General features: G+C 68.2%; 21 protein-coding genes and 1 tRNA gene. 15 read left to right on the top strand and 7 right to left on the bottom strand.

Annotation, left to right across the window (positions count from 1 at the left end):
• Window positions 1-179: 179 nt before the first annotated feature.
• The 4 genes from AB5S17_RS17620 to AB5S17_RS17605 all read left to right on the top strand — a co-directional run bounded on the left by AB5S17_RS17620 (window position 180) and on the right by AB5S17_RS17605 (window position 5,229).
• A complete protein-coding gene (locus AB5S17_RS17620; protein WP_369241768.1) occupies window positions 180-677 on the top strand; it encodes a (2Fe-2S)-binding protein in 498 nt (165 codons plus the stop codon).
• Complete coding sequence (locus AB5S17_RS17615) at window positions 674-1,732, top strand: xanthine dehydrogenase family protein subunit M (protein ID WP_369241766.1); 1,059 nt, start codon at window positions 674-676, stop codon at window positions 1,730-1,732. The genes AB5S17_RS17620 and AB5S17_RS17615 overlap by 4 nt, the downstream gene beginning before the upstream one ends.
• Window positions 1,725-3,974, top strand: a complete 2,250-nt coding sequence (locus AB5S17_RS17610) for a xanthine dehydrogenase family protein molybdopterin-binding subunit (protein WP_369241764.1) — start codon at window positions 1,725-1,727, stop codon at window positions 3,972-3,974. The genes AB5S17_RS17615 and AB5S17_RS17610 overlap by 8 nt, the downstream gene beginning before the upstream one ends.
• Before the next feature lie 223 nt (window positions 3,975-4,197).
• Window positions 4,198-5,229, top strand: coding sequence for a Gfo/Idh/MocA family protein (locus AB5S17_RS17605; protein ID WP_369241762.1), 1,032 nt, complete (start codon window positions 4,198-4,200; stop codon window positions 5,227-5,229).
• A gap of 30 nt (window positions 5,230-5,259) precedes the next feature.
• Here AB5S17_RS17605 and AB5S17_RS17600 read toward each other — a convergent pair whose 3' ends face one another.
• Window positions 5,260-5,733: a DUF2244 domain-containing protein gene (locus tag AB5S17_RS17600; RefSeq protein ID WP_369242028.1), complete on the bottom strand. Its 474-nt coding sequence runs from the start codon at window positions 5,731-5,733 to the stop codon at window positions 5,260-5,262.
• An 89-nt stretch (window positions 5,734-5,822) separates the two neighbouring features.
• On the opposite strand from AB5S17_RS17600, the gene nth reads away from it, so the two are divergent.
• Window positions 5,823-6,704: an endonuclease III gene (nth, locus tag AB5S17_RS17595; protein WP_369241760.1), complete on the top strand. Its 882-nt coding sequence runs from the start codon at window positions 5,823-5,825 to the stop codon at window positions 6,702-6,704.
• Between the two features lie 112 nt (window positions 6,705-6,816).
• Here the strand turns inward: nth and AB5S17_RS17590 are convergent, their stop codons facing one another.
• Both AB5S17_RS17590 and AB5S17_RS17585 read right to left on the bottom strand, forming a co-directional pair.
• Window positions 6,817-7,767 carry a hypothetical protein gene (locus AB5S17_RS17590; protein ID WP_369242026.1) on the bottom strand — a complete coding sequence of 317 codons (951 nt, stop codon included), beginning with the start codon at window positions 7,765-7,767 and terminating at the stop codon, window positions 6,817-6,819.
• A gap of 234 nt (window positions 7,768-8,001) precedes the next feature.
• Window positions 8,002-8,958, bottom strand: a complete 957-nt coding sequence (locus AB5S17_RS17585) for a hypothetical protein (RefSeq protein ID WP_369241758.1) — start codon at window positions 8,956-8,958, stop codon at window positions 8,002-8,004.
• A gap of 163 nt (window positions 8,959-9,121) precedes the next feature.
• On the opposite strand from AB5S17_RS17585, the gene AB5S17_RS17580 reads away from it, so the two are divergent.
• Complete coding sequence (locus tag AB5S17_RS17580; RefSeq protein WP_369241756.1) at window positions 9,122-10,201, top strand: IS630 family transposase; 1,080 nt, start codon at window positions 9,122-9,124, stop codon at window positions 10,199-10,201.
• On the opposite strand, the gene AB5S17_RS17575 is transcribed toward AB5S17_RS17580, so the two are convergent.
• A complete protein-coding gene (locus AB5S17_RS17575) occupies window positions 10,190-11,266 on the bottom strand; it encodes a DGQHR domain-containing protein (protein ID WP_369241754.1) in 1,077 nt (358 codons plus the stop codon). The two genes, AB5S17_RS17580 and AB5S17_RS17575, sit on opposite strands and share 12 nt — an antisense overlap.
• Before the next feature lie 124 nt (window positions 11,267-11,390).
• Window positions 11,391-12,122 carry a sulfate transporter family protein gene (locus tag AB5S17_RS17570; RefSeq protein ID WP_369241752.1) on the bottom strand — a complete coding sequence of 244 codons (732 nt, stop codon included), beginning with the start codon at window positions 12,120-12,122 and terminating at the stop codon, window positions 11,391-11,393.
• A gap of 189 nt (window positions 12,123-12,311) precedes the next feature.
• Between AB5S17_RS17570 and AB5S17_RS17565 the strand changes: the two genes are divergently transcribed.
• The 7 genes from AB5S17_RS17565 (at window position 12,312) to AB5S17_RS17535 (ending at window position 21,143) form a co-directional block, all read left to right on the top strand.
• Entirely contained in the window at window positions 12,312-13,313 is a 1,002-nt protein-coding gene (locus AB5S17_RS17565) for an adenosine kinase (RefSeq protein ID WP_369241750.1), read from the top strand.
• A 124-nt stretch (window positions 13,314-13,437) separates the two neighbouring features.
• On the top strand, window positions 13,438-14,430 hold the full coding sequence (locus AB5S17_RS17560) for a Gfo/Idh/MocA family protein (RefSeq protein ID WP_369241747.1): 993 nt from the start codon (window positions 13,438-13,440) through the stop codon (window positions 14,428-14,430).
• 369 nt (window positions 14,431-14,799) lie between these two features.
• Window positions 14,800-15,090, top strand: coding sequence for a GIY-YIG nuclease family protein (locus AB5S17_RS17555; protein ID WP_369241745.1), 291 nt, complete (start codon window positions 14,800-14,802; stop codon window positions 15,088-15,090).
• Between the two features lie 1,660 nt (window positions 15,091-16,750).
• Entirely contained in the window at window positions 16,751-17,293 is a 543-nt protein-coding gene (locus AB5S17_RS17550) for a formaldehyde-activating enzyme (protein WP_369241743.1), read from the top strand.
• A 235-nt stretch (window positions 17,294-17,528) separates the two neighbouring features.
• Entirely contained in the window at window positions 17,529-18,443 is a 915-nt protein-coding gene (locus tag AB5S17_RS17545; protein WP_369242024.1) for a sugar-binding protein, read from the top strand.
• Between the two features lie 121 nt (window positions 18,444-18,564).
• Window positions 18,565-20,148, top strand: coding sequence for a sugar ABC transporter ATP-binding protein (locus AB5S17_RS17540; RefSeq protein ID WP_369241741.1), 1,584 nt, complete (start codon window positions 18,565-18,567; stop codon window positions 20,146-20,148).
• Window positions 20,145-21,143 carry an ABC transporter permease gene (locus AB5S17_RS17535; protein WP_369241739.1) on the top strand — a complete coding sequence of 333 codons (999 nt, stop codon included), beginning with the start codon at window positions 20,145-20,147 and terminating at the stop codon, window positions 21,141-21,143. The genes AB5S17_RS17540 and AB5S17_RS17535 overlap by 4 nt, the downstream gene beginning before the upstream one ends.
• A 182-nt stretch (window positions 21,144-21,325) precedes the next feature.
• On the opposite strand, the gene AB5S17_RS17530 is transcribed toward AB5S17_RS17535, so the two are convergent.
• Together AB5S17_RS17530 and AB5S17_RS17525 are read right to left on the bottom strand one after the other, a co-directional pair.
• Window positions 21,326-21,400: transfer RNA gene (locus AB5S17_RS17530), tRNA-Glu, on the bottom strand.
• Window positions 21,401-21,580: 180 nt separating this feature from the next.
• Window positions 21,581-21,925, bottom strand: a complete 345-nt coding sequence (locus AB5S17_RS17525; protein WP_369241737.1) for a fimbrial protein — start codon at window positions 21,923-21,925, stop codon at window positions 21,581-21,583.
• Between the two features lie 59 nt (window positions 21,926-21,984).
• Here AB5S17_RS17525 and AB5S17_RS17520 point away from each other — a divergent pair, with 59 nt between their 5' ends.
• On the top strand, window positions 21,985-22,995 hold the full coding sequence (locus AB5S17_RS17520) for an RluA family pseudouridine synthase (protein WP_369241735.1): 1,011 nt from the start codon (window positions 21,985-21,987) through the stop codon (window positions 22,993-22,995).
• 184 nt (window positions 22,996-23,179) lie between these two features.
• Window positions 23,180-24,091 carry an RNA polymerase sigma factor RpoH gene (gene rpoH, locus AB5S17_RS17515; RefSeq protein WP_369241733.1) on the top strand — a complete coding sequence of 304 codons (912 nt, stop codon included), beginning with the start codon at window positions 23,180-23,182 and terminating at the stop codon, window positions 24,089-24,091.
• Window positions 24,092-24,262 lie beyond the last annotated feature (171 nt).

Genomic DNA, 24,262 nt, shown 5'->3' with positions numbered 1-24,262 from the left:
ATTTAGAACCTCTGCAGACTTGAAAACGGAGGGGCCCTCCGTATAATTGGCGATGCGGCGGCCGGAGCCATCCCCTGGCTTTCGTCGACCCGCCCCGACTGCTCCCGCGCTTTCGCCCCCGAGACCTGGGCGACGCGCCGGCACTTCCGGTTCGACATATCACTGAAACGGGTGAAGGCATGAACCATTCCATCAGCCTGACGATCAATGGCGCACGGCGAAAGGTCGAGCTCGACGATCCGCGCGTGACGCTCCTCGACCTCCTGCGCGAGCGGCTGGACCTCACCGGCACCAAGAAGGGCTGCGACCGCGGCCAGTGCGGCGCCTGCACCATCCTCGTCGACGGCCGGCGCATCAATTCGTGCCTGGCTCTGGCGGTGAGCTTCGACGGCGCCGAGATCACCACGATCGAGGGCCTCGCCAGGGGCGACGAGCTGCACCCCGTCCAGGCGGCCTTCATCGCCCATGACGGCTTCCAGTGCGGCTACTGCACGCCCGGCCAGATCATGAGCGCCGTCGGCCTCATCGCGGAGGGCCAGGCCGGCGACGATCCGGAGCGGGTCCGCGAGGCGATGAGCGGCAATATCTGCCGCTGCGGCGCCTACAAGGGCATCACCGAGGCGGTGATCGAGGCACAGGCCCATATGACGGGCGCCAAGCGCGGAGAAGCGGCATGAACCGGTTCGACTATGTGAAGCCGCAGAGCGTCGCCGAGGCGGTCGCAGCGGCGGCCGAGCCCGGCGCGGCGTTCCTCGCGGCCGGCACCAACCTCCTCGACCTGATGAAGGGCGGCATCACCAGGCCGCAGCGTCTCGTCGACGTCACCCACCTGCCGGACCTTTCGGCCATCGAGACCTTGCCGGACGGCGGGGCCCGCATCGGCGCGCTGGTGAAGAATTCCGACCTCGCCACCGACCCGGCCTTCGCCAGGCAGTATCCCGCCGTCGCCGAAGCGCTGCTCTCCGGTGCCTCGGCGCAGCTGCGCAACGCCGCGACCGTCGGCGGCAACCTGATGCAGCGCACCCGCTGCGCCTATTTCTATGATCCGGCCAGCGCCTGCAACAAGCGCTCCCCCGGCGCCGGCTGCGACGCGCTCGGCGGCGAGAACCACGGCCATGCCGTCCTCGGCTGGAGCGACAGCTGCATCGCGGTCCACCCCTCCGACTTCTGCGTGCCGCTGGCAGCGCTCGGCGCGATCGTCGAGATCGAGGGTTCGAACGGGCGGCGCGAGGTGCCGTTGACGGCGTTCCACCTTCTGCCCGGCTCGACCCCGGACAAGGAGACGGTGCTGGAGCCCGGCGAGATGATCGTCGCGGTGCGCCTGCCGGCGGAGGCCGCGGGCTTTGCCGGCCACCAGCGCTACCTCAAGGTCCGCGACCGCACCTCCTACGCCTTCGCGGTCGTCTCCGCCGCGGCGGCGCTCCGGATGGACGGCGGCACGATCGGCGCGGCCCGCCTCGCCCTCGGCGGCGTCGCGCTGAAGCCCTGGCGCTCCGAGGCCGCCGAAGCCGCGCTCGCCGGCAAGGCGCCGGGACAGGCGGCATTCGCCGCGGCGGCCGAGGCCGCCTTCGCCGAGGCGAAACCGTCGGGCGACAACGCCTACAAGATCGACCTCGGCAAGCGCGTCGTGATCCGCGCGCTCGCCCTTGCGGCCGCCGGCACGCCGGACCGCCTGCCGGCGCTGCCGGCCTCCCCCTTCGCCCCCGTTCCGGAAGGTGTCCTCCATGTCTGAGACCGCCTCGCTTCCCACCGGCGCGCGCATGCGCCAGGGCTCCAACATCGGCCAGCCGATGACCCGCCGTGACGGCGTCCTGAAGGTCACCGGCCGCGCCACCTATGCCTCGGACAACAATCCGGACGGCCTGCTCCACGCCGTCGTCGCGACCGCCGCGATCGCCCGCGGGCGGGTGACGCATCTCGACGTCGACGCCGCCAAGGCGCATCCGGGCGTCGTTGACGTGATGACGCCTGAGAACCGGCCGGCGCTGGCGCAGGATCCGGACGCCAAGGACCACCCCTTCATGTTCCGCATGGACCTCCTGCAGAACGACACCGTCCGCTACGCCGGCCAGCCGATCGCCGTGGTGATCGCCAAGACGCTGGAGGCCGCGACGGAAGGCGCCGCGCTGCTCGCCCCGACCTATGAGGCCGAGACGCCGCGCGTGGACCTCGACGGCGAGAGCTTCGAACCGCAGGTCGTCGGCCCCGGCGCGCCCGCCCGCGCCGAGACCGGCGACTTCGACGCCGCCTATGCCGGCGCGCCGAAGCGGATCGAGGCGACCTACGACACGCCGCCGCAGTACCACAACGCGATGGAGCCGCATGCGATCGTGGCGCGCTGGGACGGCGACCGCCTGTCGATCGACATGCCGACGCAGGGGCTCGGCATGGCCGTCGGCCGGATCGCCGGCCTGTTCGGCATCCCGGCCGAGAACATCCACATCCGCAGCCCCTTCCTCGGCGGCGGCTTCGGCTCCAAGGGCCTGCCCGCCGGCCCGCAGATGCTCGGCATCATCGCGGCGAAGATGGTCGGCGCGCCGGTCAAGCTCGTCGTCACCCGCCAGCAGATGTATGGCCCGGTCAGCCATCGCGGCCAGACCCGCCAGACGCTCCGGCTCGGCATGGGAGAGGACGGCCGGCTGGCGGCGCTCGAGCACCACACCCTGGCGTCGACGAGCCGCTTCGACGACTTCGTCGAGCCGGCCTCCAACGTCTCCCACACGCTCTATGCGGCACCCGCGATCCGCACGACGCATAAAGCGACGCGCATCGACATCGGCACGCCGGGCTTCATGCGCGCGCCCGGCGAGGCGACCGGCTCGGTGGCGCTGGAGAGCGCCGTCGACGAAGCGGCCTATGCCGCCGGCATGGACCCGCTGGAGTTCCGCCTGCTGAACTATGCCGAGGTCGAGCCGATCTCCGGCAAGCCGTTCTCCTCCAAGGCGCTGCGCGAGTGCTACGGGAAGGCCGCCGAAGCGTTCGGCTGGGCGAGGCGCTCGTTCGAGCCGCGCTCGATGCGCGATGCGGAGGGAAGGCTCGTCGGCTGGGGCGTCGGCACGGCCCTCTTCCCGGCGGTGATGTTCCAGGCCGAGGCCCGGGCGGTGCTCCGCGCCGACGGCAGCGGCGTCATGGAAACCGGCGCGCACGACATGGGCCAGGGCGCCTGGACGGCGCTGCACCAGATCGCCGCCGACGGCCTCGGCCTGTCGATGGAGGAGACCGAGTTCCGCTCCGGCTCGTCCGACCTGCCGGACGCAGGCATCGCCGGCGGCTCCGGCCACACGGCGACGGCCGGCCTCGCGCTGCACCGCGCCGGCGAGGACGTCATCGCCAAGCTCACCCAGATGGCGGTGAACGACGAGCGCTCGCCGCTCTACGGCGCCGGCAATGTCGGCGTCGTCGCCCGCAACGGACGCCTCGTGCGCCAGGACGACGAGAGCCGCGGCGAGGCCTATGCCGAGATCCTCGCCCGCGCCGGGGTCTCCGAGATCGAGGGCCGCGGCCAGGGCGCCGCCGATCCGGCCGAGCAGGAGCGCTACGCCATGGACGCCCACGGCGCGGTCTTCGCCGAGGTGACCGTCGACCCGGACCTTTGCCAGATGCGGGTGACGCGGCTCGTCGGCGCGTTCGCCGCCGGCCGGGTGATCAATCCGCGCATGGTCGAGAGCCAGTACTTTGGCGGGATGATCTGGGGCATCTCCTTCGCGCTGCACGAGGCGGCGGTGCACGACAAGCGCTCCGGCCGGATCATGAACGCGAACCTTGCCGAATACCACGTGCCGGTGAACGCCGACGTGCCCTTCGTCGAGACGATCCTCGTCCACGAGGACGACCCCCACGTCAACGCGCTCGGCGTCAAGGGCGTCGGCGAGATCGGCATCACCGGCACCGCCGGCGCGATCGCCAACGCCGTCTGGCACGCGACCGGCAGGCGCATCCGCCGCTTCCCGATCACGCTGGCGGACCTCGTCTGACCGCGCCCCCCGCACCGGGCTGAACGAACGGCCGATCCGATCAGCGGGTCGGCCGTTCGCATGTGCGAGCGTCCTGTCGACCGACGCCCTCGTGGCCGGCCGTCGCCCCCTCCTCCCTTTCCAGCACCCCATCCGCGCCGGCAGCGCCCGCACGAGGCGCCGGCTTTGGCAGCGGCGCGGGGAAGCGGTAGGGTCGCCGGGAAGTAGCGGGGGAGAATCGGGGATGACCAAGCGGCGCGTCGCGATCGTCGGGCTCGGCATGGTGGCCGACGTGCATGCGAGGAGCCTCGCCGACCTGCCGGACCGGGTGGAGGTCGCCTGCGCCTTCAGTCCCACCGCGGCGCGCCGCGAGGCCTTCGCCGCGCGCCATGGTTTCCCCGCCTGCGAGAGCTTCGAGACGATCCTCGCCGATCGCTCGATCGACGCCGTCATCGTCCTGGCCCCGCCGAACACGCACCGCGACATCGTCACAAGCTGCGCCAGGGCCGGCAAGCATGTGCTCCTGGAAAAGCCGCTGGAGATAACCACCGCGCGCGCCGAGGCCATGGTCGCGGCCTGCGAGGCGGCCGGCGTGACACTCGGCATCGTCCTCCAGCACCGTTTCCGCCCGGCGGCGGAGAAGCTCGCCGGGATCCTTGCGCGCGGCGAGCTCGGTGCGATCGCCGGCTGCTCCACCACCATCCGCCTCTGGCGGCCGCAGGGCTATTACGACGAGCCCGGCCGCGGGACCCTGGCCCGCGACGGCGGCGGCGTCCTCCTGACGCAGGGCATCCACACGCTCGACCTGATGCTCTCGCTCGCCGGCCCGGTCGCCGAGGTGCGCGGCTTTGCGGCGACGAGCCCGCTGCACCGCATGGAGACCGAGGACATGGTCGCGGCCGGCGTGCGCTTCGAAAGCGGTGCGCTCGGCGTCATCGACGCGACCACCGCCGCCTATCCCGGCTTCCCGGAAAAGATCGAGCTGATCTGCCAGAACGGAACCGCCGTCCTTTCCGGCACCGGCTTCGACATCGCCTTCCACGACGGGCGGCGCGAGCGCTTCGCGCCGCTGGACACCGCCGGCGACACCGGCGCCGACCCGATGGCCTTCCCGCACGACTGGCACCGCAGCGCCATCGCCGATTTCCTGGGTGCGCTGGACGAGAACCGCCCGCCCCGCATCACCGGCCGCGAGGCGCTGAAGGCGCACCGGCTGATCGACGCGCTGATCGCAGCCGGCCGCACCGGCGCGAGCGTCGCCGTCGCCAAGGCCTGACGCGATCGCCTGCCGCCCTGCGGCCGCGCCTCAGCGCCCGCGCGCCGCCGCCAGCGCCTTGCCGAAGGCGCTGGCGAAGCTCTCGCGGTCGTCGGGATTGAGGAAGCTGCCGATCTCGGTCGAGCGCCCCTGCGAGGAGACGGTCATCCCCGTGATGCCGATCTCCTCGTGGCGCGAGACCTTGAAGCGCGCGAAGAACGGGTTGTGGTGCGCCTCCCGCACCTCGCCCTTCGGCGAGATCTTGCGGATGGCGCAGTCGGTGCGCGACACCCGCACCTCCTCGCGCGCCTTCGCCGCGCGGTAGTTCGCCGAGAACGCCCACCAGAGCAGCGCGACGTCGAGCCCGAAGAAGCCCACGACGGGCCAGGCGCCGTTGGCGACGAAGAGGAGGCCGGTGACGAGGCTGACGAGGCAGAAGAAGCCCATCACCAGCCGGAAGCCGGTGCGCCCGAGCGAGCGGTAGGGCACGAGCAGCGCCTCGAAGATCGGCCGGTCGCCGCCCATGCGGGCCGTATCGCCGGCGACGGTGCCGGCCGGATCGCCCTCGATTTCCCGATTGTCTTGCATCGGCGGGTCTCGCTATAGGGCACGGGATGGCCGAGAAGATCGATCCCGCCGCGCCCGCGGTCAAGAAAAAGGCAAAAGGCGTCTTGCCGCAGGCGGGTTCCGCCGCCGCGCCCGCCCCGGCCGGAAAGTCCGGCCGAAAGGCCGCGGTAAAGCCCGCCGGCAAGGATGCGAAGAAGCCCGCCAAGCGGGCAAAGCGCGCGCCAAAAATTCCCTATACGCCGGACGAGGTGGCCGAGATCTTCCGGCGCTTTGCCGTCCAGCGCCCCGAGCCGCAGCCGGAGCTCGAACACTCCAACCCCTTCACCCTGCTCGTCGCCGTCGTCCTCTCGGCGCAGGCGACCGATGCCGGCGTCAACAAGGCGACGCGCGGCCTCTTCGCCGCGGCCGACAACGCCGCCGCCATGGCGGCGCTCGGCGAGGATCAGATCCGCGAGCACATCAGGACGATCGGCCTCTACCGCAACAAGGCGAAGAACGTCCTCGCCCTGTCGGAAAGGCTTCTCGCCGAGCATGGCGGCGAGGTCCCGCGCGAGCGTGCGGCGCTGGAGGCGCTGCCGGGCGTCGGGCGCAAGACCGCCAATGTCGTCCTCAACACCGCCTTCGGCGAGGAGACGCTCGCCGTCGACACCCACATCTTCCGGCTCGGCAACCGGCTGAAGCTCGGCCCCGGCAAGACCGTGGACGAGGTGGAGGAGCGGCTGCTGGCGGTGATCCCGCCGGAGTACCGCCGCCACGCCCATCACTGGCTGATCCTGCACGGCCGCTATGTCTGCAAGGCACGCCGGCCGGAATGCGAGGCCTGCATCATCGCCGACCTCTGCAAGGCCGACGTCAAGACGACCGACGTCCCCGCGCCGCTGGTGGAACTCGGCGTCGGCATGGCCGTCGCGGGCGAGACGGCGGGCTGACCCAGCCGTTTCCCCCTCGCCTCGTCGCCGGCCCGCGTCGGCCTGCGGCCGCGCCGCCTGCCGTCCGCCTGCGCCGGCACCCACCGGCACCGCCGGGCGGCTGACCCTCCGGCTACTGGCAGATCGGCAAGGGCCGCGGCGTCGACTTCGGGAGGCTGGCCTTGTAGCGGGCGATCAGCGGCTCCAGCACCGAGGCCGACCAGAACTTCGGCGCCCCGCCGATCGCCTTCAGGCACTGCGCGTTCCAGTAGAGGCCCGAGCCCGGCGGCAGCACGCCGCCCTTCGCCGTATGCGCGACGGCGGCGATGTCGCGGGCTTCCGGATAGATGTAGAGCGTCGTCGGGGCGGCCTGCATGATCGGCAGGATCGTCTGGGCGTCCGCGGGGGACCAGCTGGTGCAGCCGTTGCTGCGGCCGGCGGCATAGCCGACGAGCTTGCCGAAGGGGACGTATCCCTCGCCATTGGCATAAGCATTGCCCGGCGCCTTGATGCGGCACATCGCCCGCAGCACCTCGGCGGGATGCCCGCCGATGACGCGCGCCCTGGCATTCGCCGTCGCCCCCTCGCCGTCGAACTGGACGAAGGAGCGCAGGAAGGGGACGGTCTGGCCGGAGGCGGAGCGGTAATAGCCCTTGAACGAGGTCCGCGTCTCGGCGGTCACATAGTCGCCGCCGGTGGTCAGCTCGGAATCGCTGGCATTGCCGAAATTCTTCACGCACTGGCGCCCGTTGGAGAAGTCGGCGAGCCCCGGCAGCTTGCGCCCGCTGCCATGCCCGGCCGACACCGCCCGGAAGGACTGCTGCGCCTCGCAGATGATGTAGAAGCGCCGGCCGATCCGGTTGTTGCCGAGGTCCGCCGGCCGCGTCGCATCCATCGCGAAATAGCAGGGGTTGCGCACCGCCCCGCTCGCGACCTTCTCCCGGTACAGCGCCCGCGCCCGCTGCAGCACCACCGCCGAGATCTGCCCGTCCGCCTCTCCGACATGCGCGGCGAGCCACGCCGGCACGCCCTGCGCCCCCGCGGCGGACGCCGCCGCCGGCAGGACCAGCAGGGAGCACAGGATGGCAAGCGCGAAAGCCCGCGCCCTCGTCAGCAGAAGTGGCAGTCCCGGCACGTGCACGTCTCCGTCAGGTTGCGTGCTGCCGTGGTGGGAGAGGTTCGTGTCGATTTGAGGGAAAGACATATTTCCTCGCACTTCATCTCCAGAGACCTTACTGCGAAAAGAAGCCCCAACCTGACACGCCCGCACAAGCCGCGCAGGCGTGGTCATGACCGTGCTGCCGTTTTGGAACGGGCGCTAGCAAAGTTGTAGCGGTAGCCGAGCAAAGGACTTCGCTGGAACGGAAGAACGGTCCGCCACGCGTGTCAGCAGGGTTCGGCACAATGCTGCAGTGAACACACACGCGATAATAAAAGCTGAGAGATCGCCGGCGGGTGGCGCATCAACATCTATTTCCATCGGATCACGCGTCCATTGACCTGCAAGCCTCGCCAACGATTCACGACGAGACCGGTTGACCTTTACCGGATTCCAGACGCCGAAACCTTGCCGGTACTGAATCTCATTACGAACCGAACTTAGCCAGCTCGCTCCGACTCCTCGCCGATATATCCTCCTGAGAGCCTCCACCTTTGAGAATACAGCCTTCGCATCTCTGTCCAACAATTGCCCACGAAGAATCTCTTCGGTCAGGCCAGACAGAATAGCATCGAACACCTCCCAAAAAATTTCGTGCGCGCCGCCGACACGGCCTCTAGCGAACGTCATAGTGAAGCCAGTCTGCCCTACGTTTACTGAGCATTTGTATAAGCCAGAGGGGAGATCGAAGGCGACGGGACTGCCACGGGCCGCGAGCAACGCCTTGATAAGGCCTGTCTGTCGACCTTCGAAATATGTGCAGCTATGGCCCAAAAGCCGCATTACACTGTGGCCCGCATAGAACGAAGAGTAATATAGCCGGATCAATGCCCACGGCAGACTATCTGCCCTCTCCAAGGCGGGGATGAGGTCAGCCATCGATGTAAAACAGGCGGAAGCAAGCCGAGAAGCGTCGCCGCCGAAAGCTTCCGAAATGAAAGAAGCTTCGCGGAAGTCAACACGTATCTCGTGCGACAGTTCATCGACATCCAGATCATATCCTGCTTGAGGTGCCTTCGTGATGGTGTCTGAAACATGCTGGATCGACGGGCGTCCGCTCAGCGAGAATAAGGCGCGCACTACTCGCGGCTGCAATGCATCCACGATGATTGACATCAGGCTGTGAAGCCAGAACCGATGGTAAATCCGGTACGCATGCCTTTTTTGAAGATGTCGACCAGTGAAGACGGGCTCTTACCTGGATTTGCTAGTGGTCTGACCGGAACAGAAGAATCCTGATGCGGATTCCGCTGCGCGTCCGCCTATGCGACTCTGCAGCATGCGCAACGGGGTCTCCATCTCGGTCTCCTCCGCCGATCGCCGGCGGCTGGAGTCCATCGTCGCGGGCCGCAGCACGCCGCAGAAGCATGTCTGGCGGGCGCGGATCGTCCTCCTCAGCGCCGACGGCGTCGGCACCAACGCGATCATGAGCGCGACGGGCAAGTCGAAGACAACCGTCTGGCGCTGGCAGGCGCGCTTCGCGGAGGCGGGCGTTGAGGGTCTTCTCGAGGACAAGACCCGGCCGCCCGGCAAGGCGCCGATCGCCGATGCTCGGGTCGCCGAGCTCGTGCGGCTGACGCATGAGCCGCCGCCGCACGAGGCGACGCACTGGACCGCGCGCGCCATGGCCAAGGCGGTCGGCATGGGTGTGGCGACCGTGCAGAAGATCTGGAAGGCGCATGGCCTAGCGCCGCATCGCTGGCGCGCCTTCAAGCTATCGACAGACCCTGCCTTCGCCGAGAAGCTGCATGCCATCGTCGGGCTCTATGTCAGCCCGCCGGCGCACGCGGTGGTGCTCTCGGTCGATGAGAAGTCGCAGATCCAGGCGCTCGACCGGACCCAACCGGGACTGCCGATGAAGAAGGGCCGGGGCGCCACCATGACCCATGATTACAAGCGCAACGGTACGACGACGCTCTTCGCGGCTCTCGACGTGCTCGAGGGCACGGTCTTCGGCCGCAACATGGCCCGCCACCGGCACCAGGAGTTCATCCGGTTCCTCAACGCGCTCGAGCGGGAAATCCCGGCCGGCAAGGTCGTGCACGCGATCCTTGACAACTACGCCGCCCATAAGACACCGGAGGTGCGGCGCTGGCTGGCGCGGCATCCGCGCTGGACCTTCCACTTCACGCCCACCTCGTCCTCATGGCTGAACGCCGTCGAGGGGTTCTTCGCCAAGCTCTCCCGGCGGCGACTGCAGCGCGGCGTCTTTCGCTCGGTGGTCGACCTCCAGGCCGCCATCAACCGCTTCGTCTCCGAGCACAACGAGAACCCCAGGCGGTTCGTCTGGCGTGCCGATCCGGATGAAATCATCGCCGCCCGGACCAGAGGGTTCCAAGCGTTGGAGTCAATCCACTAGATCCGCCCGCCGCACTCGCTCGAACATGGGAGCCAGGACTTCGTCAAAGTTTTCGAGGGTGAAACTAAGCCCATGGCGATCAGCAACTTTTTCCGCAACGGCAGGAAAGAGAATCAGAAGCGCTTTGAACATGGTCGGATTCGTGATGAGGTCCGAGACCTCATTCTGCCGGAGTCCCCCTAGGCAAGATCTTAAGTAGGCCGACAAGACCGCATATACCTCGTCCGAGCTAGCACCCACAAATGTATCTAAGATAGGCTTCAAGGCGCCGTTAAAGGTAACACGTGAAATCTTCCCCTTCTTGCGTTCGAACGGGCTCATGAGGCCAAAGAGGGGGCTTTCGCCTTGATTATTGAAAGCGTCGAATACCTCTCGCATTAATGCTTCGGAGTTGGACTCCGTTTCAGCCATTCGTTTGATATCAAGGATCAGCTCATTAGGAACTGGCCGTTGCTTCGTGTTGATGTCCATGAACAAGCGAGCCTCCTCCGTTCGAGAAAGCCCATTGTAAATTACAACTGGAACGCGAAGTTTGGACGTTGCAAGCCGGAAGCCGTATACGCGATGTTGTCCGTCCAAGATGAGGAAGGCACGGGACATGCGCTTGAAGCTAAGCGTGCGGTTTGGGCGATTGTACTGCAGCTCTGCTTCTGGCTGCGCGGACAAAACGATGGAGCTGGGGATCGTTCCTGTTCCGCTGTCAATGTAAGTTGCTATGTCGCGAGCCCGCCTCTCGTCAAGCGCCCGCTGAAATCCCTCCGCTGGATCGCGGTAGCGAGGCTCTACCATGCAGCTTTCTGCTAAGACATCGCTTGGCATAGACAAGGTGTAGAAGCGATGCTGACCTTGGATGAGGAGACTAGCCGTAAAGCTCTCGCGTCCGCTCTCGTCACGGACTTCGGCAGGATCCTGAACCACCTCGGGCATGGCGTTGTCATGATCGACTTTCGACACAAAATCACTCCAAGGCTTGACCCACGAAGACGGCAGACGGAAGGGCACCAACCATCCCGCACCCAAACTTGCGCCTTTGATGGGCGCTGACAACCCAGCCGTGCTGGCCATAGGGGACCTTGGCGACTTTCGTGGGAACTGTGTGCCCTGAGCGGACCTTCAACAGTTTAGCACCAACAGTGGTCTACGACCATCTCGGGTTTGAGAACGGTGCCCAAGGTCGATCCGGATGGCTTCAAACTGCCTCCCTCTCCAACCCCACCAGGCCGCCCTCCTTCTTCGCCACGCGCTGATGCAGGTGGACCATCAGGCTGGCGGCAAAGAGGGGGGTGAGGAGGTTGAGGATCGGCACCGCCAGGAAGGCGGCGATGACGAGGCCGGAGAGGAAGACGCTGGTGCCGTAGCGGATCCTGAGCGCCTTGGCGTCGGCCTCGCTGCGGTAGCGCATCGCCGCGAACTCGAAATATTCGCGGCCCAGGAGGTAGCCGTTGACGAGGAAGAAGGCGACGACGTTGATCCCCGGCACCCAGAGCAGCGCGAAGGCGATCAGGTTGCCGAGGATGACGACGCCGAGGAACTTCACCGAGATGAACAGGCCCTGGAAGAGCGGCAGCGCCCGGCCGGTCGGAACGCCCGGATAGCCGTCCCGCTCGACGATCTCGGCGACGTCGTCCTGGAAGGCGCCGGCGATCAGCGCGCTGATCGGCGCGATCAGGAAGGCGAGGAGCACGGCGAGCGCGATGCCCGCGGCCCAGCCGGCGAGCGTGCCCGCCTCGTCCAGCCAGTGCGGCGCGTTCGGGAAGAGATGCGACAGGAACGGCACCGCCAGCCATTCGAAGACGCTCTCGACGCCGAACCAGAGGCCGACCAGCACCAGGAGCGTCAGCCCCAGCGTCTTCCACAAGACCGCCCGGAACGGCGGCGACAGGATGTCGGCGAGCGCGAGGCGGGCGGAATCGACGATCATGTAGGGCCGGTCTCCCGAAGGCGCGGCAGGGCCGCGATGCGGCGCTGATGTAGGTGCGGCGCCGGGCGCCCGCAACGCCGCCAAGGCAGAGCGATGGCCGCCTCCGGCGGGCCGCCGCACCGGGCGCAACTTTCCAGCGCGCGCCGCATGCGCTAGGAGCGCGGCAACCCTCGAACAACGGAAGCACTCATGGCCGAATACGACGTCCTGACCATCGGCAACGCCATCGTCGACATCATCGCGCGCTGCGACGACGCCTTTCTCGAGGCGCAGGAGATCCAGAAGGGCGGCATGACGCTGATCGACGCCGGCCGGGCCGAGCATCTCTACGGCGCCATGGGCCCGGCGATCGAGACCTCCGGCGGCAGCGCCGGCAACACGGTCGCCGGCCTCGTCAGCCTCGGCGGCACCGGCGCCTATATCGGCAAGGTCTCGGGCGACCAGCTGGGCGCGATCTTCGCCCACGACATCCGCTCGCTCGGCGTGAAGTACGACACGGCGCCGCTGGAAGGCTTCCCGCCGACCGCCCGCTCGATGATCCTCGTCACGCCCGACGGCGAGCGCTCGATGAACACCTATCTCGGCGCCTGCGTCGAGCTCGGCCCGGAGGACATCGACGCCGCGCTCGTCGCGGCCGCCAAGGTCACCTATTTCGAGGGCTATCTCTGGGATCCCCCGCGCGCCAAGGAGGCGATCGTCGCCGCCGCGAAGATCGCGCACGAGGCTGGCCGCCAGGTCGCGATGACGCTGTCGGACTCGTTCTGCGTCCACCGCTACCGCGCCGAGTTCCTCGACCTCATGCGCTCCGGCACGGTCGACATCGTCTTTGCCAACGAGGCCGAGGCCCTGGCGCTCTACGAGACCGAGGACGTCGACGCCGCGCTCGCCGGCCTTGCCGCCGACACCAAGGCCTTCGCGATCGTCACCCGCAGCGAGAAGGGCTGCGTCGTCGTCGAGGGCGAGGCGCGCATCGCCGTCCCGGCGCTCACCGTCCCGCATGTCGTCGACACGACCGGCGCCGGCGACCTTTTCGCGAGCGGCTTCCTGCGCGGCTATACGCTGGGCCTCTCCCACGAGAAGTCGGCGCGCCTCGGCGTTGCCGCCGCCGGCCACATCATCACCCAGATCGGCCCGCGGCCGCAGACGCCGCTGAAGGACCTTGCCGAGGTGAAGTCCATCTTCGTCGGCTGACGCCGCGGCGGCTCCCGAAGGCCTGCCGGCGCGGCCCGCCCCTTGCGGCTGGCCGTTTCCGGCGCATTTGATGCGAAACGACGGGCCGTGGGATGCGCGGCCCTGCGGAGGAGGAGACCATTCCATGCTGAGATGGGGCATTTTGTCGACCGCGAAGATCGCGCGGCAGCACGTGATCCCGGCGATCTTCAAGGCCGATAACGGCGCGCTGACGGCGATCGCCAGCCGCGACAAGGAGCGCGCCTTCGAGGCCGCCGCCGCCTTCGGCATCCCGCAGGCCTTCGGCTCCTACGAGGAGATGCTGGCCTCGCCCGAGATCGAGGCGGTCTACAACCCGCTGCCGACCGCCCAGCACACGGAATGGACGCTGAAGGCGATCGAGGCCGGCAAGCACGTGCTGTGCGAAAAGCCGATGGGCATGAGCGCCGGCGACATCGAGAGGATCGCCGCCGCCGCGAAATCCGCCGGCGTCGTCGTCTCCGAGGCCTTCATGGTCACCTACCACCCGCAGTGGGCAAAGGTGCGCGACCTCCTCGCCGAGGGCGCGATCGGCCGGCTGATGCATATCGAGGCGGCGTTCAGCTACCACAATGTCGACCCGAACAACATGCGCAACCGCTTGGCGCTCGGCGGCGGCGCGCTGCGCGACATCGGCGTCTATCCCGTCGTCACCTCGCGGTTCGCCACCGGCGTCGAGCCGGTGCGGGTGCGCTCGCGCGTCCTCACCGACCCCGACTTCGGCACCGACAGTTTCGTCACCGGCACGGTCGACTTCGGCACCTTCGAGATGAGCGTCTATCTCGGCACGCGCATGGCGAACCGCCAGGCCATGGTGTTCCACGGCGAGACCGGCTTCATCGAGATCGCCGCCCCCTTCAACGCCGGCCTCTACGACGGCGACAAGGTGCATCTCCACGACAAGGGCCACACCCGCACCAAGACCTTCCGCTATCCCGGCGTCGACCAGTACCTGCAACAGGTGCACGCCTTCGCCGAAGTCGTGCGCGGCCGCGGCGGCGAGGTCTTCCCGCTGGACTCCTCCCGCCGCAACCAGGCGGTCATCGACGCGCTGTTCAAGGCAGGCGAGAGCGGGGACTGGGTGAGCGTCGGGGGGTGATGGGGCGGGGGCCGGAGCGCGGCGTGCGCTGCGGCCTTATGGGCGGATAACGGCCTGCCAGATCAATGACGATCGCGTGACCGGGCGGCGAGCCCAGACGGTTCAAGCGCAGGCCGCACCTTTCCCCCAGTCGTCATCCTCGGCCGCAGGCCGGGGACCCATGCCGAAGCCTCGCCACCGCCGCTCCGCCTCCGGCGGCGTCCCCTCTTTCATGGGATGGATCGTCACCAGCATGGCCCCCCGCGCTTCGCGCGAGGATGACGACGCTGCTGGCTGCGCCCTTCTCCGCAGGGATGCACCCCGCGCAAGCATCGCGTTCCTGCCACGCCCATTCTTGACGCGCCGATCGCTCGACCGCAGCATCCGTCCATGGCGGGACACGTCTATATCATGGCAAGCCAGCGCAACGGCACGCTCTACATCGCCGTGACCGCCGACCTCGCCCGGCGCGTTCACGAGCACAAGACGGGAGCGAATGAGACAAGCTTCACCAGCCGCTACGGCTGCAAGCGCCTCGTCTGGTACGAGGAGCACTTCGACATCCGCGACGCCATTGCGCGCGAGAAGGCGCTGAAGAAATGGGGACGCGCGAAGAAGATCGCGCTCATCGAGGACATGAACCCCGACTGGCAGGAGCTTTATCGCGGGTTGTGGTGGTGAAGCCTGCGGAGACGACAGCAGGCTCTGCCACATCCGCCTCAGGCGCATCCGTTGCCGGCTTCATCTCGGAGGGATCGCCGCCCTCCCCGCCTCGTCATCCTCGGCCGCAGGCCGGGGATCCATGCCGGAGCCTCGCCACCGCCGCTCGGGTGCATCGTGAGCCTCTTCCGCCACCGGACCGCCCCTCCCTGCCGTTCCGGCACGGATCCCCGCGCTCCGCGCGAGGATGACGAAGCCGAGAGGGTGCTGCCCGCCTGAAACGCTCGCGCAGTGGCAGGGAGATGTCCGCGAAAGCGACCGGCATGAGAAGCGATGCCGCTGCGGTGACACGGCGCGACGTCTCAGAAGCGCGCCCGCCCCTCCCCGCCTCGTCATCCTCGGCCGCAGGCCGGGGATCCATGCCGAAGCCTCGGCACCACCGCCGCCCGGATGCATCGGGAGCCTCTTCCGCCATCGGACAGCCCCTCCCTGCCGTTCCGGCATGGATCCCCGCGCTGCGCGCGAGGATGACGAAGCGTTGGTGACAGCGCCCTCTCTCCCCTTGAGGGAGAGAAAGCGATTTCATCGTCTTAGCGGCGAAGCCGGTAAGCGGTAGAAATCGCAAGAGAGGGGTGTGGAGCGGCAACGCATCGGCGGCGGCGCAGGATCGGGCGCCGCTCTTCTTCTCCCCCATGGGGAGAAGGTGCCCGAAGGGCGGATGAGGGGGACGAGCGCGGCGATCTTGCGGAGGGCGCCGGCTGGCACCATCCTGTCCAGCGTCGCGCCAGACGCCCTCATCGCCTGCCGGCACTTCTCCCCATGGGGGAGAAGAAGGAGGCTTCGACGACTTCGCCTTCCCTCCGACCCACTTATCCCCGCCCCTCCCGCCTCCCCCATAATCCCTCGCATCGCCGCCCACGGCGGGCACGGACGATCGCCGGGATCGGTCGGGGGTGGCGAGCGGTGTCCGCGGCGGGGTGTCTTCCGGAGACTTCCCGTCCCGGACGACCCGAGGCTTCGCCGGACCGTCCCCCATGACGAGGGGTCCGCGGACCGATCCGCTTGAGCCCGGAAGGGCGAAGAGCCGGCGGCGGCCAGGAAGCTTCCGCACGCATGCGCGCCGCAGGGCGCGCCGGCGGCGGAGGGGACCGGCTCATTCGGGATCGCCAAGACACCGCGCGGATCGCCGAGGGCGTGCCGCATCTACAAAGTTCCGAGGGCCCGCCCTCGGCGATCCGCCGCCCCGTCGGGCGGCCGCAGGATGCACACCGCCGGCTCGGGGGATCCCGAGCGCGGCGCCGATTTTGCGCGCCTGTTGAATGGGCGGAGACGGCGACGCTGTCCCCTTCTCCCGAAGCGGGAGAAGGTCCCGGCAGGGGGATGAGGGCTTCGTAGGGGACGGCGGAACAGGGGAGCCGATGCCTCCAGGCCAGCGGACGAAGTGAGGGTGATCAAACGGAGAAGCCAGCACGCGGCAGGCCCTCATCCGCTCCTTCGGGATATCGGGGCGAGCCACGCGTCTCGCCCGTCCTTCGGACCCTTCTCCCGCCTGCGGGAGAAGGGGAAGCCGAACCGTCCGCGCCCTCCCCCTGCTCCGACCCATTGCGCTTTTGCCGCGGCTGTCGCATCGCTGCCGCATCACATCCAACCACGAAACACCCAACCACAAGGACCATCCGACATGACCGACATCTGGTTCCGCACCGGCGAGGCGACGGTGCTGGCCGCCGAGGGGCAGTATACCGACGCCATGCCCGAAGTGCTGATCGGCTCGGTGAAGGGCCCGGTCGGCCAGGCCTTTGCCGGCATGATGGGCCAGGTGCAGGGCCACACCCGCATGTTCGTCGTGCGCGACATCAACCAGATGGTGCGCCCGGCGACGATGATGACCACCAAGGCGACGATCGAGAGCCTCGCCTATGTCGAGTTGCTCGGCGGCGTGGTGCAGGCGGCGACGGGCGATGCCATCGTCGACTGCCTGATCGACGGCACCCTGCCGAAGGAGGAGGCCGATGAGCTCTGCATGATCATCATGATCTGGCTCGATCCGCGCTGCGCCGACCATGCCGAGCTCGACCAGAAGGACCTCTACCGCACCAATTACGAAGCGACCAAGCTCGCGATCGGCCGGGCGATGCGCGGCGAGCCGAGCGTCGAGACGCTGATCGAAAACCGCAGAACGGTGAAGCACTACGCGCTCGACGGCGTCGTCGACTACGACTGAGGGCGCGGCGGCGCGCCGGCCCGGGAGGCCGGGCGCCGCGGCGGGTAAGCAAGACTGATCATCCTTGCCACCGTCGATTGACCGCGGCCCGATCGCTGGCTAGCGTAAGGCCACCTGGCCGCGCCACAGGGGAGAAGACCGGGCGACGGCAAGGGTCGGCCGGCGGGCGCCGGCCCTCGGGAGGATTAGGATGAATCTCGGATTGAAACTGGCCGCCAGCCTGGCGGCCGGAGCGATGCTCTGCAGCGCGGCCGCCGTGCCGGCCATGGCCCAGGACAAGCCGACCATGGCCTTCGTCGTAAACGTCGCTTCCGACTTCTGGAAGGCGGCCGAGGCCGGCATGAAGAAGGCGCAGAGCGAGCTGCCGGACTACACGCTGGAATTCAAATATCCCGACCAGGGCACGGTCGCGAGCCAGCAGTCGCTGATGGACAACCTCGCCGCCGCGGGCGTCAAGGCGATCATGGTCTCGGCCGTGGACCCGAAGGCGACCGACGTCCTGAACAAGATCGCCAGCGAGACCGCGCTCTTCACCACCGATTCCGACGCGCCGCAGTCGAACCGCATCGCCTATGTCGGCTCGTCCAACGTCCAGGCCGGCAACCAGGCCGCCGAGATCGCCAAGAAGGCGATGCCCGACGGCGGCAAGTGCATGGGCTTCGTCGGCCTGCTCGACGCCGCCAACTACAAGGAGCGCGCGCAGGGCTTCACCGAGGGGCTCAAGGGCTCGAAGATCACCCTCGTCGACACACGCGGCGACGGCGGCGACCAGACCCGTGCGAAGGCGAACGTCTCCGACGTTCTGACCGCCAACCCCGACATCAACTGCATGGTCGGCTTCTATTCCTATAACACGCCGCAGATCTACCAGGCGCTGAAGGAAGCCGGGCAGCTCGGCAAGATCACCATCGTCGGCTTCGACGACGACCCGATCACCCTCGGCGGCGTCAAGGAAGGCACGATTGCCGGCACGGTGGTGCAGCAGCCGTTCGAATGGGCCTATCAGGGCTTCAAGCTGATGGCCGCCTATCTCAAGGGCGACAAGTCGGGCATTCCGGACAGCAAGCAGATCATCGTCCCGACGAAGATCCTCTATGCCGGCGACATCGACGCCTATGTGAAGAACCTGAAGGCGATGGCCGGTCAGTGAGACGAACCGGGACCGGCCGGGCGCTACGCCGCCTGAGCCGGTTCTCGGCTGCGCAGCCGGGCCGGGACGGCGAACGGTCTCGCCGCCCCGCCTGCGTATGGTTCGAAGCTCGAGCGATCTCATGAGTCCTGCCGCCGCGCCCGCCGCCAGAGCCGGGTCGAAGCCGTTTCTCCAGCTCTCCGGCGTGTCGAAGTCCTATCCAGGCGTCGTCGCGCTCGACGGCTTCTCGATGAGCGTCACGCCCGGCGAGGTCATCGGCCTCGTCGGCGAGAACGGCGCCGGCAAGTCGACGCTGATGAAGATCCTCGGCGGCGTGATCGCGCCGGACAAGGGCACCATCACCGTCGACGGCGTCGCGAAGGCGTCCCTCACCGTCGCCGACAGCATGGCCGCCGGCATCGCCCTGGTGCACCAGGAGCTCAACCTCTTCGACAATCTCGACGTCGCCGCCAACATCTATATCGGCCGCGAACCGCGCACGGGCCTTTTCGGCCTCGTCGACAACCGCAGGCAGCGCGAGATGGCCGCGCCGCTGCTCGAACGGATCGGCGCCACCTTCACCCCCGCGACGCCCCTCGCCAGCCTGTCGCTCGCCCAGCGCCAGATGGTCGAGATCGCCAAGGCGCTGTCGGTCAATGCGCGGCTGGTCATCCTCGACGAGCCGACCTCCAGCCTGCCGCTGTCCGAGACTGCGAAGCTCCTCGACGTCATCAAGGGGCTGCGGGACGAGGGCATCTCGGTCATCTTCGTCTCCCACCGGCTGCACGAGGTCGAGGAGGTCGCCGGCCGGGTCGTCGTGCTGCGCGACGGGACGCTGGCGGGAACGCTCGCCAGGGGCGAGATCGAGCACGACCGCATGGTCCAGATGATGATCGGGCGCGATCTCAAGGTGCAGTCGGCGCCGCCCGCGACGGCCCCCGGCGACGTCGCGCTTGCGGCCGTCGAGGTGCGCACCGCCGCCTATCCCGCCCAGCCCGTCAGCCTGGGCCTGCGAAAGGGCGAGATCCTCGGCCTTGCCGGCCTCGTCGGCGCCGGCCGCACCGAGCTGGCCCGCGCCATGTTCGGCGTCGATCCGATCTATGGCGGCCGCTTCGAGGTCGCCGGCGAACCCTTCCGGCCCGGCCAGGTCGCCGACGCCGTCGCGCGCGGGATCTTCCTGGTGCCGGAAGACCGCAAAGCGCAGGGCGTCCTCCTCGATTTGCCGATCACCCAGAACATCTCCCTGCCGAACCTGTGGGCGCATGCCGCCGGCATCTTCGTCTCGTCGCGGGCCGAGAGCGGAACCGCGGAGAAGCAGCGGGGCAATCTCGCGATCAAGGCGCCGAAGCTGTCGACGCTGGCCGGCCAGCTCTCCGGCGGCAATCAGCAGAAGGTGGTGCTGGCCAAATGGCTGGCGATGACGCCGAAGGTGATGATCTTCGACGAGCCCACCCGGGGCATCGACATCGGCGCCAAGTCCGAGATCTACCGGCTGATGCGGGGCCTGGCGGACGAGGGCGTCGCCGTCCTGATGATCTCGAGCGACATGGAGGAGGTGATCGGCGTCTCCGACCGGATCGCCGTCATGCACGAGGGCCGGATCGCCGGCATCCTCGACCGAAAACAGTTCAGCGAAGAAAACGTCCTGTTGCTCGCCGTCGGCAAGACGGTCGGACAGGAAGCGCCGGCGGACCTGCACGAGGCGCTGCGGGAGGAAATGCGATGAGCAAGAAGGATCTGGGCCTGCTGGCGCTGATCATCGTCGTCGGCGCCGTGGTCGCGCTGATCAACCCGCGCTTCCTTTTGCCGATCAACATCGCCAACACCGCCAATCTCGTCGGCATGTTCGGCTTCATGGCGCTCGGCCAGGCGGTGGTCATCCTCACCGGCGGCATCGAGCTGTCGGTCGGCTCGATGATCGCGCTGGTGGGCGTGCTGTTCGTCGATTTCATCGCGACGCAGGCGATCCCCTGGCCGCTCGCGCTCGCGCTGATGCTGGCCCTCGGCATAGGCGCCGGCCTGCTGCACGGCATCCTGATCACCAAGCTGAAGATGCAGCCCTTCATCGTCACCCTGTGCGGACTGCTGATCTATCGCGGCATCGCGCGCTTCTACACACGGGATGCGACCGCCGGCTTCGGCTTCGGGCAGAACTTCCCGACGCTCGAAGCAATCACCACGAGCCGCAGCTTCGGCGTGCCCAACTCGTTCATCGCGCTGATGATCGTCACGGCGGTGATCTGGATCATCGTGCACCGCTCGGTCTACGGCCGACACCTCTATGCGGTCGGCAAGAACGAGGAAGCGGCCCGCTTCTCCGGCATCAAGACCGACCGGGTGATCATCGGGGCCTATGTGATCTGCCAGGTGCTGACGGTCATCGCCGCGATCTACTTCGCCATGTACACGCGCTCGATCTCGCCTTCGACGCAGGGCAATTTCTACGAGCTCTACGCGATCGCGGCGGCGGTGCTCGGCGGCTTCTCGCTGAAGGGCGGCGAAGGGTCGGTGATCGGCGCCATCCTCGGCGTGATCCTCTTGCAGGAACTCCAGAACCTCGTGAACCTTCTCGGCATCCCCTCGTCGCTGAACTTCTCGGTCATGGGCGGCGTCATCATCATCGGCGTGCTCGCCGACCAGCAATGGAGCCTCTTTCGGGAACGCCGCCGCACCCGCGACGCCGCCCGCGCCAATGCGCCGATGCCTGCGGCAGCCGAGTAGCGGCACGCGGTTGCGCCCGGATGCCGCGAAGCGACAGGCGGCATTCGGCTCGACTGCCCGAGCGAAAGCCGGCCGCTTCGGCCTCAGCACATCAAGCGCGCTGCCCGGCGCGTTCCGGCCAAGATCGACACGCGGGCAGTTTGCCGCGGTGACAGGGCCGATGGAGAAATTCTGGGGAAAACTGGTACGCCCAAGGGGAATCGAACCCCTGTTTGCGCCGTGAGAGGGCGCCGTCCTAACCGCTAGACGATGGGCGCGTAACCAGTGTCGGTGCCTATACCGGCTCGGCGGCGGGGACGCAAGAGGCTTTGCGGCGAAAGCTGCCGCCGACCCGGAACTTCCGTCCGGCCGCTCGCAAGGATCCGCAGCGGCGGATCAGGCGCGTCGGCCGGCAGACAGGCGACGACGACGGCGCGGGCGATGCGCGGCGGCGACCGTTATTTCGGTGCCGCGGCCTGCACATGCACGCGGGTGATCAGGCTGCCGTCGGCGAGCGAGACGAGGCGCAGCTCTTCCGCCCCGTTCACCGTCAGCCGCAGCAGCGCCCGGTCGCCGTCGAGCGCCATGCCCTCGATGACCGCGCCCGCCGGCAGGTTCAGCGCGATTTCGGCGCGGGGCGTGGGCGTTGCCGGCCGTGAGGTCTTGTAGACAATCGCCCCCAGCACCGCCATAACGCCGACGAGCATGATGCCGATGGCGGTGGCGAGCAGCCGCACCATCTTCTTGCGCAGGCGCTCGGTCACCGGGTCCAGCGGCTTCTCGTCCTCGTCCCTCAATGTCATTCCGGCTCCGGCTCGTCCCTGATGGCTTGCACGCCGCCGGTCCTACAGGCGTTCGGATCATGGAGACAAGACGCTTCGTCGTCAGCGATGCCGAGGCCGGCGAACGGCTCGACGCGTTCCTGGCGCGGGCGGTGGCGGGCGACATCTCCCGCAGCCGCCTGAAGGCGCTGATCGAGGCCGGCGAAGTGACGGTGGACAGTGCCGTCCAGACGAGCCCGAAGCGCAAGATGGCGGCCGGCGACGCCGTCGCCCTCGCCCTGCCGGAACCGGAGGATCCCGAGCCGCAGGCGGAGGCGATCACGCTCGCGATCGTTTACGAGGACGCCGATCTGGTCGTGGTCGACAAGCCGGCGGGCCTCGTCGTCCATCCCGGCCCCGGCAACTGGACCGGCACGCTCGTCAACGCCCTTCTCTTCCATTGCGGCGACACGCTCTCCGGCATCGGCGGCGTCAGGCGGCCGGGCATCGTCCACCGGCTCGACAAGGACACGAGCGGCCTCATCGTCGTCGCCAAGACGGATGCGGCGCATCGCGGTCTCGCCGAGCAGTTCGCCGCGCACGGCCGCGACGGGCGGCTCAGGCGCGCCTACCGCGCCCTCGTCTGGGGCCGGCCGCCGCGCCAGAGCGGACGCGTCGACGCGCCGCTCGGCCGTGCGGCGAACGACCGGCTGAAGCGCAGCGTGGTGCCGGCGGGCCGCGCCGACGCCCGGGAGGCGGTCACCCATTACAGCGTCCTCGACACCGCGGCCGACGCACTGGCGAGCCTCGTCGAGTGCCGGCTGGAGACCGGACGCACGCATCAGATCCGCGTCCATATGGCGCATATCGGCCATCCGCTGGTCGGCGACGACGTCTACGGCGCGGGCTTCCGCACCAAGGCGGAGCGGCTGGAACCGGAGGAGCGGGCGGTGGTCGCGGGCTTCCGCCGCCAGGCCCTGCACGCCTTCGAACTCGGTTTCGAGCATCCGGTCAGCGGCGAGGCGATGCATTTTCGGTCGGCTCTGCCGACCGACATGATGGAACTTTGTCGGGCGCTCGGAGTTACCTTCCACAGCACGGCGGCAGCCTGAACGAACGGAGCATGCCGGCGAATTGACCCTTTCATCCGTCCATCGCAGATGGACGGTGCGTCAAGGCGTGCAATCTGCCAACCGAATACCCATATGATGTTTCGTGCGGGTCGGCGCTTTGCGGCCCGTCGTCGGGCCGGCTTCGACGGGAAGCGGCCCTGCAACTGATGGAGGGCTTGAATTCATGGCCCAGGTGAATCTCCCGAGCATTGCTTCGGGCGAAGGCGGCCTCAGCCGCTATCTGGAAGAAATCCGGCGGTTCCCGATGCTGGAGCCGCAGGAAGAATACATGCTGGCGAAGCGCTACGCGGAACATGACGACCGCGACGCGGCGCAGAAGCTCGTGACCAGCCATCTCCGGCTCGTGGCGAAGATCGCCATGGGCTACCGCGGCTATGGCCTGCCGATCGGCGAGGTGGTGTCCGAGGGCAATGTCGGCCTGATGCAGGCGGTGAAGCGCTTCGATCCGGAGCGGGGCTTCCGCCTGGCGACCTATGCGATGTGGTGGATCAAGGCTTCGATCCAGGAATACATCCTGCGGTCCTGGAGCCTGGTGAAGATGGGGACGACCGCCAACCAGAAGCGGCTGTTCTTCAACCTTCGCAAGATGAAGAGCCGCATCCAGGCGCTCGACGAGGGCGACCTGCGCCCCGACCAGGTCAACCAGATCGCCACCCAGCTCGGCGTGTCCGAGGACGAGGTGATCTCGATGAACCGGCGCCTGTCGGGCGACGCCTCGCTCAACGCGCCGATCCGGGCGACTGAGGGCGAGTCGGGCGAGTGGCAGGACTGGCTGGTCGACGATTCGGTCTCGCAGGAAGAGATCCTCGCCGAGCAGGACGAACTCGACCAGCGGCGCGGCATGCTGAAGAGCGCGATGGGCGTCCTCAACGATCGCGAGCGGCGCATCTTCGAGGCGCGGCGTCTGGCGGAGGATCCGCTGACGCTGGAAGCGCTGTCGGGCGAGTTCGACATCAGCCGCGAGCGCGTGCGCCAGATCGAGGTGCGGGCGTTCGAGAAGGTCCAGAAGGCCGTGCGCGACAGCGCCGAGGCCGCAAGGCGCGCATTGCGGCCGGTCGAGCAGGCGCACGCCTGATCCGGTCCGCCGCTCCGGCGGCGCCGACATCGAAGGAAGGCCCGTCCGGCAGACCGCCGGGCGGGCCTTTTTCATTGGGCCCGTGCAGAGAGCCGGGCTGGACGGTCGCCGTGGCGTGGCGCCTGCTGATGCCGGCGGAGGCATGGGGAGGTGGGTCGAGCATCCGGCCCG

The sequence above is a fragment of the Jiella sp. M17.18 genome (assembly GCF_041027365.1).
In the GTDB taxonomy this organism is placed as follows: Bacteria; Pseudomonadota; Alphaproteobacteria; order Rhizobiales; family Rhizobiaceae; genus VKMB-3413.
The sequence above is the reverse complement of the archived record's forward strand: the minus strand, read 5'-3'. Positions and strand labels throughout refer to the sequence as shown.